The organism is Nonomuraea fastidiosa, from assembly GCF_042751225.1.
Lineage (GTDB): Bacteria > Actinomycetota > Actinomycetes > Streptosporangiales > Streptosporangiaceae > Nonomuraea > Nonomuraea fastidiosa.
In genome coordinates this window covers 1,593,876-1,610,303 of the sequence record NZ_CP170570.1, presented here as the reverse complement: position 1 = coordinate 1,610,303, position 16,428 = coordinate 1,593,876, and the positions used below count along the sequence as shown (strand labels likewise).

At 70.9% G+C, this 16,428-nt stretch carries 16 protein-coding genes and 3 tRNA genes; 12 read left to right on the top strand and 7 right to left on the bottom strand.

Annotated features, from left to right (window positions below; genetic code table 11):
* Positions 1-29: 29 nt before the first annotated feature.
* Positions 30-2,000: a M3 family metallopeptidase gene (locus tag ACFMQL_RS07265; protein ID WP_364058953.1), complete on the bottom strand. Its 1,971-nt coding sequence runs from the start codon at positions 1,998-2,000 to the stop codon at positions 30-32.
* 164 nt (positions 2,001-2,164) lie between these two features.
* On the opposite strand from ACFMQL_RS07265, the gene ACFMQL_RS07260 reads away from it, so the two are divergent.
* Positions 2,165-2,236 (top strand) — tRNA-Gln (locus ACFMQL_RS07260).
* Between the two features lie 38 nt (positions 2,237-2,274).
* Here ACFMQL_RS07260 and ACFMQL_RS07255 read toward each other — a convergent pair.
* Positions 2,275-3,201 carry an alpha/beta hydrolase gene (locus ACFMQL_RS07255; protein WP_378785010.1) on the bottom strand — a complete coding sequence of 309 codons (927 nt, stop codon included), beginning with the start codon at positions 3,199-3,201 and terminating at the stop codon, positions 2,275-2,277.
* 278 nt (positions 3,202-3,479) lie between these two features.
* On the opposite strand from ACFMQL_RS07255, the gene ACFMQL_RS07250 reads away from it, so the two are divergent.
* From ACFMQL_RS07250 to ACFMQL_RS07235, 4 genes are all read left to right on the top strand, one after another.
* A complete protein-coding gene (locus ACFMQL_RS07250) occupies positions 3,480-4,769 on the top strand; it encodes a sensor histidine kinase (RefSeq protein WP_378785009.1) in 1,290 nt (429 codons plus the stop codon).
* 40 nt (positions 4,770-4,809) lie between these two features.
* Positions 4,810-5,430 carry a response regulator gene (locus ACFMQL_RS07245; RefSeq protein WP_378785007.1) on the top strand — a complete coding sequence of 207 codons (621 nt, stop codon included), beginning with the start codon at positions 4,810-4,812 and terminating at the stop codon, positions 5,428-5,430.
* Positions 5,431-6,204: 774 nt separating this feature from the next.
* A tRNA-Glu gene (locus ACFMQL_RS07240) sits at positions 6,205-6,280 on the top strand.
* Between the two features lie 19 nt (positions 6,281-6,299).
* Positions 6,300-6,372: transfer RNA gene (locus ACFMQL_RS07235), tRNA-Glu, on the top strand.
* 452 nt (positions 6,373-6,824) lie between these two features.
* Here ACFMQL_RS07235 and ACFMQL_RS07230 read toward each other — a convergent pair.
* A complete protein-coding gene (locus tag ACFMQL_RS07230) occupies positions 6,825-8,540 on the bottom strand; it encodes a hypothetical protein (protein WP_378785006.1) in 1,716 nt (571 codons plus the stop codon).
* Positions 8,541-8,598: 58 nt separating this feature from the next.
* The gene (locus ACFMQL_RS07225; protein ID WP_364058936.1) at positions 8,599-9,315 is read right to left on the bottom strand and encodes an IclR family transcriptional regulator; all 717 of its coding nucleotides are present in this window, start codon (positions 9,313-9,315) and stop codon (positions 8,599-8,601) included.
* Between the two features lie 61 nt (positions 9,316-9,376).
* On the opposite strand from ACFMQL_RS07225, the gene leuC reads away from it, so the two are divergent.
* The 4 genes from leuC (at position 9,377) to ACFMQL_RS07205 (ending at position 11,983) form a co-directional block, all read left to right on the top strand.
* Entirely contained in the window at positions 9,377-10,762 is a 1,386-nt protein-coding gene (gene leuC, locus ACFMQL_RS07220; RefSeq protein WP_364058933.1) for a 3-isopropylmalate dehydratase large subunit, read from the top strand.
* A 15-nt stretch (positions 10,763-10,777) separates the two neighbouring features.
* Positions 10,778-11,365 carry a 3-isopropylmalate dehydratase small subunit gene (leuD, locus tag ACFMQL_RS07215; RefSeq protein WP_364058930.1) on the top strand — a complete coding sequence of 196 codons (588 nt, stop codon included), beginning with the start codon at positions 10,778-10,780 and terminating at the stop codon, positions 11,363-11,365.
* Positions 11,344-11,583, top strand: coding sequence for a hypothetical protein (locus tag ACFMQL_RS07210; protein ID WP_364058927.1), 240 nt, complete (start codon positions 11,344-11,346; stop codon positions 11,581-11,583). Before leuD ends, ACFMQL_RS07210 begins: the two co-directional genes overlap by 22 nt.
* 100 nt (positions 11,584-11,683) lie before the next feature.
* The gene (locus ACFMQL_RS07205; RefSeq protein ID WP_364058924.1) at positions 11,684-11,983 is read left to right on the top strand and encodes an HU family DNA-binding protein; all 300 of its coding nucleotides are present in this window, start codon (positions 11,684-11,686) and stop codon (positions 11,981-11,983) included.
* Positions 11,984-12,073: 90 nt separating this feature from the next.
* On the opposite strand, the gene ACFMQL_RS07200 is transcribed toward ACFMQL_RS07205, so the two are convergent.
* Together ACFMQL_RS07200 and cofC are read right to left on the bottom strand one after the other, a co-directional pair.
* Positions 12,074-12,289: a hypothetical protein gene (locus ACFMQL_RS07200; RefSeq protein WP_364058921.1), complete on the bottom strand. Its 216-nt coding sequence runs from the start codon at positions 12,287-12,289 to the stop codon at positions 12,074-12,076.
* A 45-nt stretch (positions 12,290-12,334) separates the two neighbouring features.
* Complete coding sequence (cofC, locus tag ACFMQL_RS07195; RefSeq protein WP_364058918.1) at positions 12,335-12,985, bottom strand: 2-phospho-L-lactate guanylyltransferase; 651 nt, start codon at positions 12,983-12,985, stop codon at positions 12,335-12,337.
* 131 nt (positions 12,986-13,116) lie between these two features.
* On the opposite strand from cofC, the gene ACFMQL_RS07190 reads away from it, so the two are divergent.
* The 3 genes from ACFMQL_RS07190 (at position 13,117) to ACFMQL_RS07180 (ending at position 15,952) form a co-directional block, all read left to right on the top strand.
* Entirely contained in the window at positions 13,117-13,776 is a 660-nt protein-coding gene (locus ACFMQL_RS07190) for a lysophospholipid acyltransferase family protein (RefSeq protein ID WP_364058915.1), read from the top strand.
* Between the two features lie 4 nt (positions 13,777-13,780).
* Positions 13,781-14,791 (top strand): NAD(P)H-dependent glycerol-3-phosphate dehydrogenase, encoded by a 1,011-nt coding sequence (locus ACFMQL_RS07185; protein WP_364058912.1) that lies wholly within the window; start codon positions 13,781-13,783, stop codon positions 14,789-14,791.
* 63 nt (positions 14,792-14,854) lie between these two features.
* Complete coding sequence (locus ACFMQL_RS07180) at positions 14,855-15,952, top strand: D-alanine--D-alanine ligase family protein (protein WP_378785002.1); 1,098 nt, start codon at positions 14,855-14,857, stop codon at positions 15,950-15,952.
* Between the two features lie 10 nt (positions 15,953-15,962).
* On the opposite strand, the gene ACFMQL_RS07175 is transcribed toward ACFMQL_RS07180, so the two are convergent.
* Positions 15,963-16,394, bottom strand: a complete 432-nt coding sequence (locus ACFMQL_RS07175) for a DUF3515 family protein (RefSeq protein ID WP_378785001.1) — start codon at positions 16,392-16,394, stop codon at positions 15,963-15,965.
* Positions 16,395-16,428 lie beyond the last annotated feature (34 nt).

The window sequence follows — 16,428 nt, the reverse complement described above, 5'->3', positions numbered from 1 at the left end:
CGGAACCCCCGCACCGGCCGTGGCGCGTTCTAGACCAGGCCGCGGCGGGCGAGCAGCGGCCCGATGCCGGGCTCGCGCCCGCGGAAGTTCTTGAACGCCGTCAGCGGGTCGAGGCTGCCGCCCCTCGACAGCAGCTCGCGGCGGAAGTGGTCGCCGTTGGCCCGGGTGAGCCCGCCGTTCTCCTTGAACCACTCCACGCTCTCGGCGTCCAGCACCTCGCTCCAGATGTAGGAGTAGTAGCCGGCCGCGTAGCCGCCGGAGAAGATGTGCGCGAAGTAGTTGGTCCGGTAACGCGGCCGGATCAACGGGTACGCGACCCCCGCGGCCTCCAGCGCTGCGGCCTCGAACGCCTCGGGGTCCTCCACGGTCTCGCCGGGCGCGAGCTTGTGCCAGGCCCAGTCGAGCAGCGTGGCGGCCAGGTATTCGACGGTCTTGAAGCCCTGGTTGAAGGTCTCGGCCGCCTTCAGCTTCTCGACCAGCTCGGCCGGCATCGGCTCGCCCGTCTCGTGGTGCTTGGCGTAGTTGGCCAGCACCTCGGGCCAGGTCGCCCACATCTCGTTGACCTGCGACGGGTACTCGACGAAGTCGCGCGGCACCTTGGTGCCCGACACGCGGGGGTAGCGCACCTGCGAGAACAGCCCGTGCAGCGCGTGGCCGAACTCGTGGAAGGCGGTGGTCACCTCGTCGTACGTCAGCAGCGTCGGCCCCGAGGCCGGCTTGGTGACGTTGAGGTTGTTCATCACGACCGGCTTCGTGCCGAACAGGAACGACTGGTCCACCAGGTTGTTCATCCACGCGCCGCCGCGCTTGTTCGGCCGGGCGTACGGGTCGAGCACGAACAGGCCGAGCGGGCTGCCGTCCTCGTTCGACACCTCGAACACGGTCACGTCGGGGTGGTAGCCGCCGAGGTCGGGCCGCTCGGTGAAGGTGATGCCGTACAGCTTGGTCGCCGCGAAGAACACGCCGTCGCGGTAGACGCGGTTGAGCTCGAAGTACGGCCGCATGGCCGCGTCGTCGAAGTCGTAGCGGGCCTGGCGCACCTTCTCGGTGTAGTACGGCCAGTCCCACGGCTCGATCGGGAACCCGGCCTGCTCCGCCAGCGCCTCGGCCTCCTTCTTCGCGTTGCGCATGGCCGGGCCGACGAGCTGGCCGAGCATCTCCTCGACCGCTTCGACGGTCTTGGCGGTCTGGTCGGCGACCACGTACGCGGCGTGGTTGGGGAAGCCGAGCAGCGCCGCCCGCTCGGCCCGCAGCGCCGCCATCTTGGCCGCGATCGCGAAGTTGCCGGGGGCGCGGCCGACGCTCAGCTCGTACAGGCGGCGGCGCACGTCACGGTCGGTGAGCTGGGACAGGCCCGGCTGGGCGGTGAAGTTCAGCAGCGGCAGGACGTACGTGCCGTCGTCCTTCCGCAGCGATTCGATCTTGGCCTCGTCGAACCCGTCCAGCTCCTTGGGGTCGGTCACGACCAGGGCCGACTCCGTAGTGGCCTTGAGCAGGCTCTGCGCGAACTCGGTGGACAGCCGCGACAGCTCCTCGTTGAGCTCGCGCAGGCGCTCCTGCTGGGGCTCCGACAGGTCGGCGCCGGCCCTGATGAAGTCCTGGCGGTACTTCTCCAGCAGCCACGACTCCTCGGGGTCGTCGGTGGTGACCTGCTTGATGCGCTCCCACAGCCGCCTGTTGAGCAGGATCGCGTCGCTGTGCCGGGTCAGCTGCGGGGAGATCTGCTTCTCGATCTCCATGATGCCGTCCGTGGTGTTGGACGAGGCGACGCTGAAGAAGACCGTGGTCGTGCGGTCGAGGATCCTGCCCGACCGTTCGAGCGCGGTGATCGTGTTCTCGAACGTCGGCGGCTCGCTGCTGCCGGCGATGGCTTCGACCTCCTCGAGCTGCTCCGCCATGCCGCGCTCGAAGGCGGGCAGGTAGTGCTCTTCCCGGATCTCGGCGAAGGGCGGCAGCTCGTAGGGCAGATCGCTTGGGGCGAAGAACGGATTCTCGGCCAACGCTTGGGCTCCTCCACGTGGTGTTTTGTCCCCTTCAGCTTGGCACGTCCGGGGGTCCGGTGGGGCAGCGCAGAGCGGGCCGGAGGATTCGTTTTGGCCTTAGCCCCGGAGCTGGGCTATTCTTTCGGACGTCGCCAACGCGCTCCGCGAGGAGATCGCAGCGGTGGGGTATGGTGTAATTGGCAGCACGACTGATTCTGGTTCAGTTAGTCTAGGTTCGAGTCCTGGTACCCCAGCATCTGAACGGATGTCTCCCGGTGAGACGTCCGTTTTTTCATTTCGCCAACCGATGCAGAATTTCGGAGATCTCCTTGTACGCCTGCCTTGTCGGCGCGTGCGAGGTGGCCACCGTGAAAACCTTGAACCTGTTGCCCGGCGTGGCCGCGTCCGCCTCCCTGATCATCCGGTCCTGCAGCGCGATCGGGATCATCCGGTCCTTGGTGTGGCGGATGTAGACCCGGCGCACCCGGCCCCACCTGTCCTTCCGGCCGCGGGCGTCGGCGCCCTGCACGAGCATGCTCTCGTCCGGCAGCAGCCCGTTCAGCAGGGCCATGAACTCGCCCTCGCCGCCCTCGGCCATGAACGCCTTCTTGGCCGCGTCCAGGAACTTCGGGTTCGCCGAGCGCCAGTTGATGCGCACCGCGCCGATCACCGTGGGGTCCGCCACGATGCCGTCCACCAGGCTCGCCGCCAGGCTCGTCCGCCCCTCCGGGGTGGCGGCGTAGTCGTTGGGGGAGCGCAGGCGGGTGCAGCAGTACGCGGCGTCGTACACGAGCGTGTCGATCAGGTCCGGCACCTCGTCGGCCACCTTCGTGATCGTCGCGCCGCCCAGGCTGCCGCCCACCAGGATCACCGGCCCGTACCCGGCGACCCGGCGCACCACCTTGACCGTCGCCTCCACGTAGTCCTCCAGCCGCACCTTCGCCATCGGCGACTTGAGCGTGGCCAGCGCCTTCAGGTCCTGCGGCGCCTGGTAGGCGCGGTGGAACTGCGCGTCCAGCGCGTGCCCCGGCAGGTCCACGCCGACCGTGCGGTGGCCGCGCAGCACCAGCTCGGAGTCGGCCGTGGTGCCGCCGTTCGAGCCGCTGACGAAGACGTACGTGGTGATCTCCTTCTTCGGCCGGGCCACCGACGTTGCGGCCACCGCCCCGGCACCGGCGGCGGCGAGCTTGAGAACCGTTCTGCGAGTCGTGTCCTTCATGTCTTCGATGCTCGCCTCGGCGGGGCATGCCGCACATCGCCTGACCGGCCGCAGAAGCGGTGGACGCCGGCCATCCACCGATCGGTCGATGCTGTGCCAGGCTCGACACCATGACCAGCCACAACGGCCACGGACAGCCCGCTCGGGGGACGGCCGACGAGCGGGAGCCGCAGGCGGTCGGGGAGGGCCGCGGGCGGACGCGGAGGAACACGGTGGCGGAGGGGCGGAGGCTCGGGCGGAGGATCACGATGGGGGAGGGCCGTTGGCGGGGGCGAAGGATGGCGGTGGGGGAGGGCCGCGAGCGGTGGATCTTCGCCGGGCTGGGCTACGGCCTGCTCGCGCTCGGCTCGCTCGCGACCGTCCTCGGCGCCCCACCGGCTTTGAGCACTCCCGAACGTCTGCCGTCCTGGCTGGCGGGCCCGCTCGCGATCTGGACGTCTCAGGAGCGCCCTCAAGGGCCTGGAGAGGCGGATCCGGTGGCGGCGGCGTGGGCGGGCGTGCCGTGGCCGTTCCTGGCGCTGCTGGCGGCGGTGTGGCTGGCGCCCGTCGCGTGGCTTCATCCCGTACGTGAACGGCGGCGGGCACTGGTCGTCGGCCACTTCGTCGTCCTGCAGGCCATCGCCGCCGGGCTGACGCTCAAGGCCCCGGGATTCGTGGTGTTCGCCTCGATCGGCTACCCGCTGGCGATCGGCATGTTCCCGGCCCGCCTGGTCATGGCCGGGGTCACGCTGACCGCCCTCGTCTGCGTCGCCGCCCAGGCCGGTCCCGGCGACCGCGACACCCTGCTCACGGTGCTCGCCGGCGTGGCCGTGCCGCTGGTGGCCGCGGGCTGGTACGTCGCCGCCGAGCACGACAAACGCCGCCGCCTCGTGGAGCGCCTGCGCGCCGCCATGGACGAGAACGCCGAGCTGAACGCCCGCCTCCTCGACCAGGCCAGGCGGGCGGGCGTGCTGGACGAGCGGCACCGCGTTGCCGGGGAGATCCACGACACGCTCGCCCAGGACCTCGTGGCCCTCATCGGCCAGCTCGACGCCGCCCGCGCCGCCGCCGGACCGGGCAGCGAGCACCTCGACAGGGCCGCCGAGCTGGCCCGCCGCGGCCTGGCCGAGACCCGCCGCTCCATCAGCGCCCTGCGTCCAGAGCCCTTGGAGTCGACCGAGCTGCCCCAGGCCCTGCGGCACATGGCCGACTCGTGGGCCGAGACGTCGGGCGTGAACCTGCGCTTCGAGGTCGCCGGCACACCTGTCGCCCTGGCTCCCGACGTGGAGTCCGCCCTGTTCCGCATCGCCCAGGAGGCATTGGCCAACGTCGCCAAGCACGCCCAGGCCACCAGAACGGCTCTCACCTTGACGTACACCGACGAACTCGTCCTTCTGGACATCCGCGACGACGGGCGCGGGTTCGTGCCGCAGCGGCGATCTGACGGCTTCGGCCTGGACGGCATGCGGCAGCGGGCCGGCGGCGTCGGCGGCACGCTGACCGTCGAGTCCGAGCCGGGCTCCGGCACCGCGATCGCCGCCGCCGTACCCGCCATCCCGCCTCCTGACGGAACGGACGGCGGCCGGTGACGGGACGCTGCGACAATCGTCACATCGGGAGGGAGCTTTGATGCCGGTGCGGGTGCTGATAGCCGACGATCATCCGATCGTCCGCGACGGCCTGTGCGCGGCGCTCGCCCGCGAAGCCGCCGATGACATCGTGGTGGTGGGGGAGGCGGGCGACGGCGAGGAGGCCGTCCGCCTGGCCGCCGAGCTGTCGCCCGACGTCATCCTCATGGACCTGCGCATGCCCGGCATGGACGGCATGACCGCCATCCGGCGGCTGGCCGGCACAGGTCCCCGGGTGCTGGTGCTGACCACGTTCGACAACGACGTCCTGCCCGCGCTCGAAGCCGGCGCCACCGGCTACCTCCTCAAGGACGCCCCGCCCGCCGAGCTGGCCCGCGCCGTCCTGGCCACTCACCGAGGCGAGACCGTGCTGGCTCCCGCCGTGGCCGGCCGCCTCGCCGACCAGGTACGCAGACCCGCCCGTGGGCGATTGAGCCCGCGCGAGCTCGAGGTTTTGCGCTTGGTCGCCGAGGGCGCCACGAACAAGGAGGCCGCCGCCGCCCTGTTCATCAGCGAGGCCAGCGTCAAGACACACTTGTTGCACATCTACGCCAAGCTGGACGTCCGCGACCGCGCGGCCGCCGTCGGCGAGGCCTACCGCCGCGGCCTCCTGACCACCTGACACCCCGGCCCCCGCACACCCACCCCGCCCTCGTCCGTGGCCGGGCGACTCCAGACGGACATTGGGCCGCCGCAGCCGATGGCCGCGCCCTTCGCGCAGCCCCATTTCGCCCCTCGTCTGAGGTCGGATGGCTCCTGACGGACACCGGGTCGCCGCAGCCGGTGATCGTCCCCCCCACGCCAGCTGAGCGGCGCCCGCTGCCTGCCGCCTGTGCGGTGCGGTCGGTGGGTGCTCGGCGCCGTTCGACTGAAGGCCGCTGGCCGGCGCACGGCTGTTGACGACGACTCACACCCTCCGGTAGACGGAGGTCGGCGGGTTGCAGGCGGCCGGGGCGATGCACGGTGAAGGCCGTCACACGCGAGGCACCCGTCGTTCCGCGGCCCTCGGCCGGTGAGTCGCGGTGGGCGCGAGACAGGACGGCGAGGTCGCGCTGCGGCCTTCGGCCGGTGCAGCACGGTGGCCACGCGCTCGTTGGGGCGCTGCGCTCGGCCGGGCTCATCGGCTGGGGGCAGCGTACGGTGCCACCGCGCATCCCGTCCTGGATGCGCGAGCGCCCTGGCCCGCGTGCCCGTGGACCCGGCGACGGGCCGGCCGGAGGTGACGATTCCGCTGGCGAATTCGACCCGGCCTGGCAGCGCGGCCCCATGGGGGACTGGGTCCGCCGTTACAGGCCCGATCTGATGGGCCATTAAGCGGTTTGGAGTGGTCTTCCAGGTGCGGTAGAGTTACCTGCGTCGCCGGGGCGAGCCCCCGGCACACGCAGCTTGTGGACAGGGTCCCGTCGTCTAGTGGCCCAGGACGCCGCCCTCTCAAGGCGGTAGCGCCGGTTCGAATCCGGTCGGGACTACCACTGCACGCAAGCGCACCAAGGTCCCGTCGTCTAGTGGCCCAGGACGCCGCCCTCTCAAGGCGGTAGCGCCGGTTCGAATCCGGTCGGGACTACTGTCAGCAGCAATCAGCTCCGGTGCTCAAGGCCCGGGGCTTTTTGTCTGCCCGCGTGTATGCCCATTCGCCCGCTTTCGCTGGCCGGGCGCCCTCCCGTTTCGGTCAGCTTGGCCGCCCCCGTTTCCGTCTGCTGGGCTCGCCCGTCTCTGTCCGTTCCGTTTTCGTCCGCTGGGCTCGCCCGTTTCCGTCCGCCGAGTAGCCCTCCCATTCCGTCCGCCGAGCACTCGCCCGTTTCCGTTCGTCTGGCGCCCTCGCGCCTTCGCCGGTTTCCGTTCGCAGGGGTGCTGCCGCGGTTTCGCCGGTTTCCGCCCGCACGGCGGGATTCCGCCCACGGGCCTCCGCTTCCCGAAAACCGTGGTGTGAGCTTCGTCTCTCGCACCCGAAATTCCCGGAGAAACCCCGTGGGTGCCGACGCGCTCGTCAGGCGGGGCGGCGGCACCCGGCGGGTGTCACTTCTTCTTGGAACGGGCCTTGAACAGCGCGCGCCGCGCCGCCTTGGCCACCTGCTTGTCGGGGTGGACCTGCGAGATCAGGTCGAGCAGCTCCTCCACGTGAGCATGCGGAATCTTCCAGATCACATCGAGCAGGTTGCCGACCATCTCGGGCCCGATGTCGCGCAGGCTGCTGACGAATTCGGCGCGGCCGAGCCCGGCCGAGATCGTCCACATGTCGAGGATCAGCCAGTGGGTGTCGTCGGGAGTCGGCTCCGGCGCGCCCTCAACGCCGAGCTGGCTGAGGTGGGTGGCCGCGTACGGGCGCAGCGACGGCTGGTCGAGCGCCGCCTGCCAGGCCGGGATGGCGGCCTCGCCCAGGGTGCCGACCACGCTGGCGGCCTGCACCCTGATGAGCGCGTCGCTGTCGTCCTCGGCGGCGGCCGCAAGCAGCTCCTCGGCGGCCTTGGCGGGCTCGCGCAGCCGCATCCACGCGGCGAACTCGGCGTCGGCCTCGTCCTCGGGCAGTTCGGCGCTGAGCGCGAGCAGCTCGTGCGCGCTCATGGAGTCGATCGCAGGGCGGGCGTCCACTTCGAGGTCGGCGTCGTCGATCAGGTGGACGACGCCTTCGGTGCCGAGCGGGGTGAGGCGCAGCACGTCGCCGTCGCGCTCGAGCATGCCGTAGCCGGTCAGCCACTCGATCGAGGAGGCCAGCGGGTCGCCGGCCGCCTCCCAGGCATCGGTGCCCAGCTCGTCGAGCTCGGCGGCGGCCTCCTTCAGCTCGCGGGCGAGCCCGTCGAGCTCGCGCGAGCCGCCGGCGAGCAGCAGCCGGACGAGCAGGCCCCGGGTCAGGCCGGCCAGCGCCATCGTGAGATCGTCGTCGTCGAGCTCGGGGTCGCCGTAGTCGACGGAGTGGATGCCGAGCATCCAGGCGTCGAGCACGTCGTCGTCGTCCTCGAACGGCCACTCGGCGGTGTCGTCCTGGACGGTGACGGTGCCGCCTTCGCCCGGCTCGAGGAATTCGAGATCGACGGCGAGGTTCCAGATGTTCCACAGCTCGGGAACGGCCTCGGAGACGGGCCCGTCGGTCTCGGGCTCGGGCAGCCCGACGGCCTCCAGCGCCTCCAGGACCTCGGCATCGGTGAGCAGCGTCTCCTCGCCCACCTTGCGTCCTGTGCCCACCCACACCGCGAGGTCGCGGGCCTTGGCGATGAGCGGCACCTGGCGGGCCGCCGCTGCGAGCTCTGCGTCGGGGCGCAGCCTGACCGTGTCCAGCTCGGCCAGCTCGTCGGCGAACGGCTCGAAGTCGCCGAGGTCGCCGGTCTCGTCCTCCTCGTCGCCGCCCTCGCCGTCCTCGATCAGCTCCTCCATGAGATCGACGAACTCGTCCTCGACATCGTCGAGCTCGGCCTGCAGATCGGCGAGGGAGTCGGAGCCCTTGTTACGCCGGCCTGTGCTGGACAGGAAGGTCAGGTAGGCGTCGACGGCCGGGAGCATCCCGTCGGCGGCCGCGTCGGGGTCCTCCACGACCTTCGGCATGCGGTCGAGCAGCAGGTTACGCAGGTCGGCGCGCTTCCACGTGCCGAGGTCCTGCGAGAAGGCGAGACGGTGCCACAGCGCGGCGGGCCCCACCAGCTCCGGGTCGCTCTCGGGCGCGTTCGTACGCGCCCACACGATGAACTCTTCGAGCAGGGGTCGCAGCTCAGTGGCGGCTACCTCGATGCGATCTGTCACGCACTCAGGCTAGTGCGCCCGCGAGGCTGTCGGCTCCCGAAATACCGCCTTTCACGGATCATGATGAGCGGCGCATGGCCTCGGTGATCCGCTCGGCGGCGGCCATGACCGGCACCGCGTGGAGCCTGCCGGGCGCCCTCGTCAGCCGCTCGATGGGCCCCGAGACCGACACCGCCGCGATCACCTTGCCGCCCGCGCCCCTTATCGGCGCCGAGACGCTCGCCACACCCTGCTCACGCTCGCCGACGCTGTGCGCCCACCCGCGGCGGCGTACGGAGGCCAGGGTCGCCGCGGTGAACTTGGCGCCGCGCAGACCGCGGTGCAGCCGGTCGGGCTCCTCCCACGCCAGCAGGATCTGCGCCGCCGAGCCCGCCGTCATGGGCAACGCGGACCCGACGGGCACCGTGTCGCGCAGGCCGCTGGCCCGCTCGGCGGCGGCCACGCACACGCGCTCGTCGCCCTGGCGCCGGTAGAGCTGCGCGCTCTCCCCGGTCAGGTCACGAAGCTGCATCAATATGGGTCCCGCGACCGCGAGCAGCCGGTCCTCGCCGGCGGCGGTGGACAACTCCGACAGCCTCGGTCCGAGGACGAACCGTCCCTGCGTGTCGCGGCTCACGATGCGGTGGTGCTCAAGAGCGACGGCCAGCCGGTGGGCAGTGGGGCGGGCCAGACCGGTGGCCTGGACGAGCTGGGCCAGTGAAGCGGGTCCCGCTTCAAGGGCATTGAGTACAAGAACCGCCTTGTCGAGTACTCCGACTCCGCTAGAGTTGTCCATACACCGATACTGCAGTCTCGACATATGAGAAAGCAAGTCGGAGATTCTCAAGGAGGAGATCATGGGCCGCACACTGGCCGAGAAGGTCTGGGAGCAGCACGTAGTCCGTCGTGCGGAGGGCGAACCGGACCTGCTCTATATCGACCTGCACCTCATCCACGAGGTGACCAGTCCGCAGGCGTTCGACGGGCTCAGGCTCGCCGGGCGCAAGGTGCGACGGCCCGATCTCACCATCGCCACCGAGGACCACAACGTGCCGACCGTGCTCGGCCCCATCGCCGACCCGGTGTCCAAGACGCAGGTGGAGACCCTGCGCAAGAACGCCGCCGAGTTCGGCATCCGGCTCCATCCGATGGGCGACGACGGCCAGGGCGTGGTCCACATCATCGGCCCCCAGTTCGGGCTCACCCAGCCCGGCATGACCATCGTGTGTGGCGACTCTCACACCTCCACGCACGGCGCGTTCGGCGCGATCGCGTTCGGCATCGGCACCTCCGAGGTCGAGCACGTGCTCGCCACGCAGACGCTGCCCGCCTACCGGCCCAAGACGATGGCCATCGAGGTCAGCGGCGAGCTGCCCGTCGGCGTCACCGCCAAGGACCTGATCCTGGCCATCATCGCCAAGATCGGCACCGGCGGCGGCCAGGGCCACATCGTGGAGTACCGCGGCGAGGCCGTGCGCAAGCTCTCCATGGAGGGCCGCATGACCATCTGCAACATGTCGATCGAGGCGGGCGCGCGGGCCGGCATGATCGCCCCCGACGAGACCACGTTCGCGTACCTGAAAGGCCGCCCCCACGCGCCGAAGGGCGAGCTGTGGGACCAGGCGGTCGAGTACTGGAAGTCGCTGTGCACCGATGAGGACGCCGTCTTCGACAAGGTCGTGGAGATCGACGCCTCCACGCTGACCCCGTACGTCACGTGGGGCACCAACCCCGGTCAGGGCCTGCCGCTGGGCGAGTCCGTCCCCTCGCCGGAGAGCTTCTCCGACCCGGTCGAGCGCGCCGCCGCCGAGCGGGCCCTGGAGTACATGGGGCTCACCGCCGGCACGCCGCTGCGCGACATCGTGGTCGACACCGTGTTCGTCGGCTCGTGCACCAACGGCCGCATCGAGGACCTCCGCTCCGCCGCCGAGATCCTCAAGGGCCGCAAGGTCAAGACCCGCACGCTGGTCGTGCCCGGCTCGATGATGGTCAAGAAGCAGGCCGAGGAGGAGGGCCTGCACGAGATCTTCCAGGCCGCGGGCGCCGAGTGGCGCGCGGCCGGCTGCTCGATGTGCCTCGGCATGAACCCCGACACGCTCAAGCCGGGCGAGCGCAGCGCCTCCACCTCCAACCGCAACTTCGAGGGCCGCCAGGGCAAGGGTGGCCGCACTCACCTGGTGTCGCCGCAGGTCGCCGCCGCGACCGCCGTCACCGGCCGCCTCACCGCACCCGCCGACCTGTAAGGGAGACCACGTTCCATGGAAGCCTTCACCACCCACACCGGTACGGCGGTGCCGCTGCGCCGCAGCAACGTCGACACCGACCAGATCATCCCGGCCGTCTGGCTCAAGCAGGTCAGCCGCACCGGCTTCGAGAAGGGGCTGTTCGCCGCCTGGCGCGAGGACCCCGATTTCGTGCTCAACAACCCCGCCTACGAGGGCGGCTCGATCCTGGTCTCCGGCCCCGACTTCGGCACCGGCTCCTCGCGCGAGCACGCCGTGTGGGCGCTGCAGCAGTACGGGTTCCGCGTCGTGATCTCGGCCCGCTTCGGCGACATCTTCCGCAACAACGCCACCAAGATGGGCCTGCTCCCGGTTGTCCTGCCGGGCGAGAAGGTCGAGGAGCTGCAGGCCGCCGTCGAGGCAGACCCGAAGCTGGAGGTGACCGTCGACCTGGTCGAACGCCAGGTCCGCTGGGGCGGCCAGACGGTCCCGTTCGAGATCGACGACTACACCCGCTGGCGGCTGATGGAGGGTCTCGACGACATCGGCCTGACCCTGCGTCACGAGAGCGAAGTGGCGGCGTACGAGAATGGTCGGCAGCCATGGCTGCCGACGACCGTCTAGACGACGACGAACTGGCGCGGCGGTTGCGCGATGCGCACCGCCGCGTCCGCATGCTGCCCGCCGACCGCAGGGAACGCCTCGCGCGCCGCTATCTCGCGATCTGCGACCTGGCCAAGCACGACCGGGAAAGGGCCGCGATGCGCCTCGACGCGTTTCTGCGCGCCCTTGACGAGGCTTTCGACACGCCACGTAGTGAAGAAAACCCGCTCGGTGATTGAGTTCATACGCGATCCCGCCTACTTTCAGAGCCCGTAAGGGGTTTCTACGTCGAACTCGTGAGCTGGAACCCCGAGCCGTAACTGGGGGAGCAGGACTTTCATGAACAAGCGAGAACTCGTCGAGGCCATCGCGGATCGGGTGGGCGACAGGAAGACGGCCACGGAGGCCGTCAACGCGGTCATCGACACCATCCAGAAGGCCGTGGCCGGCGGCGACAAGGTCTCGATCACGGGCTTCGGCGCGTTCGAGATGGTGAACAAGCCCGCCCGCACGGCGCGCAATCCGTCCACCGGCGCGGAAATCAACGTGCCGGAGAGCTGGGCGCCCAAGTTCCGTCCCGGTTCCGATTTCAAAGAACTGGTGAACGAGGGCGGCAAGAAAATCGGCAAGAAGAAGTAAATACAGCGGACCGCTGAACGCCCGGGCCACGCGGCCCGGGCGTCCGCGTGTCCGGACGCCTTGAGACGGACCTGCGGACGGGCCGGCGCGTCAGGACGTGAAGGCCTCCGGCACCGGGAACGTGGACAGCGTGATGTAGGTGATCTCGCCGTCCCTCATGCCGAGATTGACCCGCTGGCCGGAGCGGAGCAGCCGCAGCGGGCCCGCGTCGAACGCGGCCGTGCCGAACGGGAGCACGGCACCGTCGTCGAGGAAGACCGTGCCGGAACGGGTGGCCTGGTCGAAACTGCGTACGGTCGCCTGCACGCCACCAGCTTAAGCGCCGGCCCGCCGCCCGAGGAGCCGAGGGATTCAGGCGGGGTCCAGACCGGCGTCCGGCCACAGCTCGGCGACCACGGCGGCCGTGTGCCGCCCGAGGCCCAGCCGGATGGCGGCGCGCAGGTCGTCGGGGGTGTCCACGTCGCGGCGCACGGAGTCGATCCCCGGCACGCACAGCTCCTTGGCCCCGACCGCCAGGTGCTTGGCCCGCGACTCGCCGCCGAACCTCGGCGTGAACGGCTGCCCCGGCCGTACCCCGTAGAACGTGGTGCCGACGTCGAGCGCGTCGGGCACGAACGCCTGGTCGAACTCGGCCGCCGCCTCCAGCGCCACCGCCAGCTCGGCCGGGCGCAGCGCGGGCAGGTCGGCCTGGAGCGCGCCCACCGCGTCATCGGGCGCGACGCGTACGGCGTGCGCGGCGCCCGTGCGCAGGGCGGTGTTCAGCCCCCGGTCGGGATCCGGCACCACATCGGCGCCCAGCGCGGCCAGCGGCCCCGCGGCGGCGGGATCGGCCGTCACCACGATGACCCGCGCGACCGGCGGGCAGGCCAGCGCGGCGGCCACGGTGTCGCAGGCCACGGCCACGGCCAGCCGCGTGCGATGGGGCCCCGTCGCGGCCGCCAGCCGGGTCTTCGCCGCGACCAGCGTCTTCACCGGAATCACCAGGGACCAGCGGATGCTCATAGGGTAAGCATCGCGCCTCGACAGCCCGCGCGGCCAACCGGGAGACTTGGGGCGCATCCCGTACGTGTTGGAGGAAGACCATGAGCCGCCCCACGAGACCACCGCGTTTCTGGGAGACCCTGGCAGTCGTCGTGGTGAAACCACTGTCCTGGCTCCTGGTCAAGAAGGACTGGCGCAACGGCGACCGCATCCCGAGGACCGGCGGCGTGATCATCGCGGCGAACCACCTGTCGTGGACCGATCCCGTGCTGCTGTCGCACTTCCTGTACAACCACGGCCGCTGGCCGGTCATTCTGGCCAAGTCGGGGCTGTTCAAGGTGCCGTTCCTCGGCCGGGCCATCTCCTCGCTGCTCGCCATCCCCGTCGAGCGGGGCAGCAGCGAGGCCGCCAAGTCGCTGCGGATCTCAGAGGAGCGGCTGGCCAACGGGTGCGCGATCCTCTTCTACCCCGAGGGCACCTGCACCCGCGATCCCGACCTGTGGCCGATGGTCGGCAAGACCGGCGCGGCCAGGCTCGCGCTGCAAAGCGGCGCCCCGGTCATCCCCGTGGCCCACTGGGGCGCACACGAGCTGCTGCCGTACGGCTCGAAGCGGCCCAGGCTGTTCCCGCGCAAGACGTTCCACGTGAGCGTGGGCCCGCCGGTGGACCTGTCGAAGTACGAGGGCAAGCCGTTGCGCGCCGACGTGCTGCGCGCGGCCACGGCCGACATCATGGCCGCGGTCACCGCGCAGCTCGCCGAGCTGCGCGGCGAGAAGGCCCCCGATACCCCCTACGACCCGTCGAGGCGGTGAGCGCATGACGAAGGCAGCCGTGTTCGGCACGGGTTCGTGGGGCACCACGTTCGCGATGATCCTGGCGGAGGCGGGCAACGAGGTCACGCTGTGGGGCCGCAGGAAGGAGCTGGTCGAGGCCATCGACCGCGACCACGCCAACCCCGACTACCTGCCCGGCGTGCCGCTGCCGCCCTCCCTGCGGGCCACCACCGACCCCGAGCGTGCGCTGGCGGGCGCCGACTTCGTGGTGCTCGCGGTGCCGTCACAGCAGCTTCGGCCCAACCTCACGGCGTGGAAACCGTACATCCCGCCGCGCGCGGTGCTGGTCAGCCTGATGAAGGGCATCGAGCTGGGCACCACCAAGCGGATGAGCGAGGTGATCCGCGAGGTCGCCGAGGTGCCCGGCGAGCGGGTCGCCGTCGTCTCCGGGCCCAATCTCGCCCAGGAGATCGCCCACCGCCAGCCCGCCGCGACCGTGGTGGCCTGCACCGACGAGAGCGTGGCCGAGCGGCTGCAGGCGATCTGCCACCTGCCGCCGTGGTTCCGGCCGTACACCAACCCCGACGTCGTCGGCGTCGAGCTGGGCGGCGCGGTGAAGAACGTCATCGCGCTCGCCGTCGGCGTCTCCGCGGGCATGGGCATGGGCGACAACGTCAGCGCCATGCTCATCACGCGCGGCCTGGCCGAGATCTCCCGGCTCGGCGCGGCGCTCGGAGCCGACCCCCACACCTTCGCCGGCCTGGCCGGCATGGGCGACCTGGTCGCCACCTGCACCTCCCCGCTGTCGCGCAACCGCACGTTCGGCGAGAACCTCGGGCGCGGCATGACGCTGGAGGAGGTCGTCGCCGCCACCAAGCAGACCGCCGAGGGCGTCAAGTCGTGCGAGTCGGTGCTGGAGCTGGCGAGGAAGCACGACGTGGAGATGCCGATCACGGAGGTCGTCGTCGGAGTCGTGCACGACGGCATGTCTCCGGCCGAGGCGGGCATGCTGCTGATGTCGCGCTCACCGAAGCCGGAACGATACGGGTTGTGAGATGACCTGAATACGGCGTGCTCGGCTCGCTGTGACCGGTACACCCCGGTAGATTCGGACACCATGAGCAAGCCACGCGTCGCCGTCGTTTTCGGAGGTCGCAATTCCGAGCACGCCGTGTCCCTGATGGGCGCGGGCAGCGTGCTGGAGGCGATCGACAGGACCAAGTACGAGGTGATCCCGATCGGGATCGCCCAGGACGGCAGGTGGGTGCTGGCCGCTTCCGACCAGCGGTTCGCCATCGAGTCCGGCGAGCTGCCGGTCGTCGACACCTCAGGTGCGGCGCTCGCGCTGCCCTCGGGCGGCGGCGGCAGTCTCGTGGCGTACGACCAGGGCAGCATCCCGGTCGAGCTCGGCACGGTCGACGTGGTGTTCCCCGTGATGCACGGTCCGTTCGCCGAGGACGGCACCATCCAGGGCTTGCTCGAGATGGCGGGCGTCCGCTACGTCGGCTCCGGCGTGCTGGCCAGCGCCGTCGGCATGGACAAGGCGTACATGAAGACCGTGATGGCCGCGGCGGGCCTGCCGATCGGCCGCTACGTCGTCGTACGCGACCGCGACTGGCGGCTCAACCGCGAGGCCGTGCTCAAGGAGGCCGAGGAGCTCGGCTACCCGGTCTTCGTCAAGCCCGCCAGGGCCGGCTCGTCCCAGGGCATCTCCAAGGCGCACGACCGCGCCGAGCTGGAGGAGGCCGTCGAGTTCGCCAGGGAGCACGACCCCAAGGTGCTCATCGAGGCGGCGATCGCCGGCCGCGAGATCGAGTGCGCGGTGCTGCAGTCGCTGGGCGACGAGCGAGCGGCCGCGTCGCTGCCCGGCGAGGTGAAGGTCGAGGGCGGGCAGGAGTTCTTCGACTTCGAGGCGAAGTACTACCCCGACCAGATGTCGCTCACGGTGCCCGCCGACATCCCGCCGGAGACCACCGAGGAGCTGCGGGCGATGGCGGTGCGGGCGTTCGAGGCGCTCGACTGCGAGGGGCTCGCCCGGGTCGACTTCTTCTACACCCCCGACGGCAAGCTCATCTTCAACGAGATCAACACCATGCCGGGGTTCACGTCGCTGTCGGTGGCGCCGCAGCTCTGGGCCGCCTCAGGGCTGTCGTACCCGGAGCTGGTCGACCGGCTCATCCAGCTCGCGCTGCAGCGACGGGCCGGGCTGCGCTGAAGATCTCGGGTCAGGCCGCCGGCGCGGTGGCCTGCGCGATCGGCTTCGACAGGTCGGTGAGCACCTCGGCCGGTACGTGCTCGCCGCCGATCGTGACCTCGACGTACGCGGTGTCGGTCACGGCCGTGAACAGCGCGGGCTTGTCCGGGTCGGAGAACCAGCCCACGCCGCCGATCTCCTGCAACTGGTCGGTGGGCGCCATGCGCGCCGGCCGCGGCACGCCGCAGCGCAGCGCGATGACGCCCGAGCCCCAGACGGCGACGTACGGGGAGGCCGGCTCCGAGGTGCCGCGCTCCTCGCCGTCGAGCGTCTCGGGCACCAGCGGCGCCAGCCGGTCGCAGGCCGCCGCCGCCTCGCCCTCGGGCCTGGGCGGCTCGACCTGCACCGTGCCGCCGCAACCGGCGAGTGCGAGGAGAACGAGCAGGACGGCGGCGACACGCATGCGACGACCACTACCTCCGCGACAGGGGCGCGTG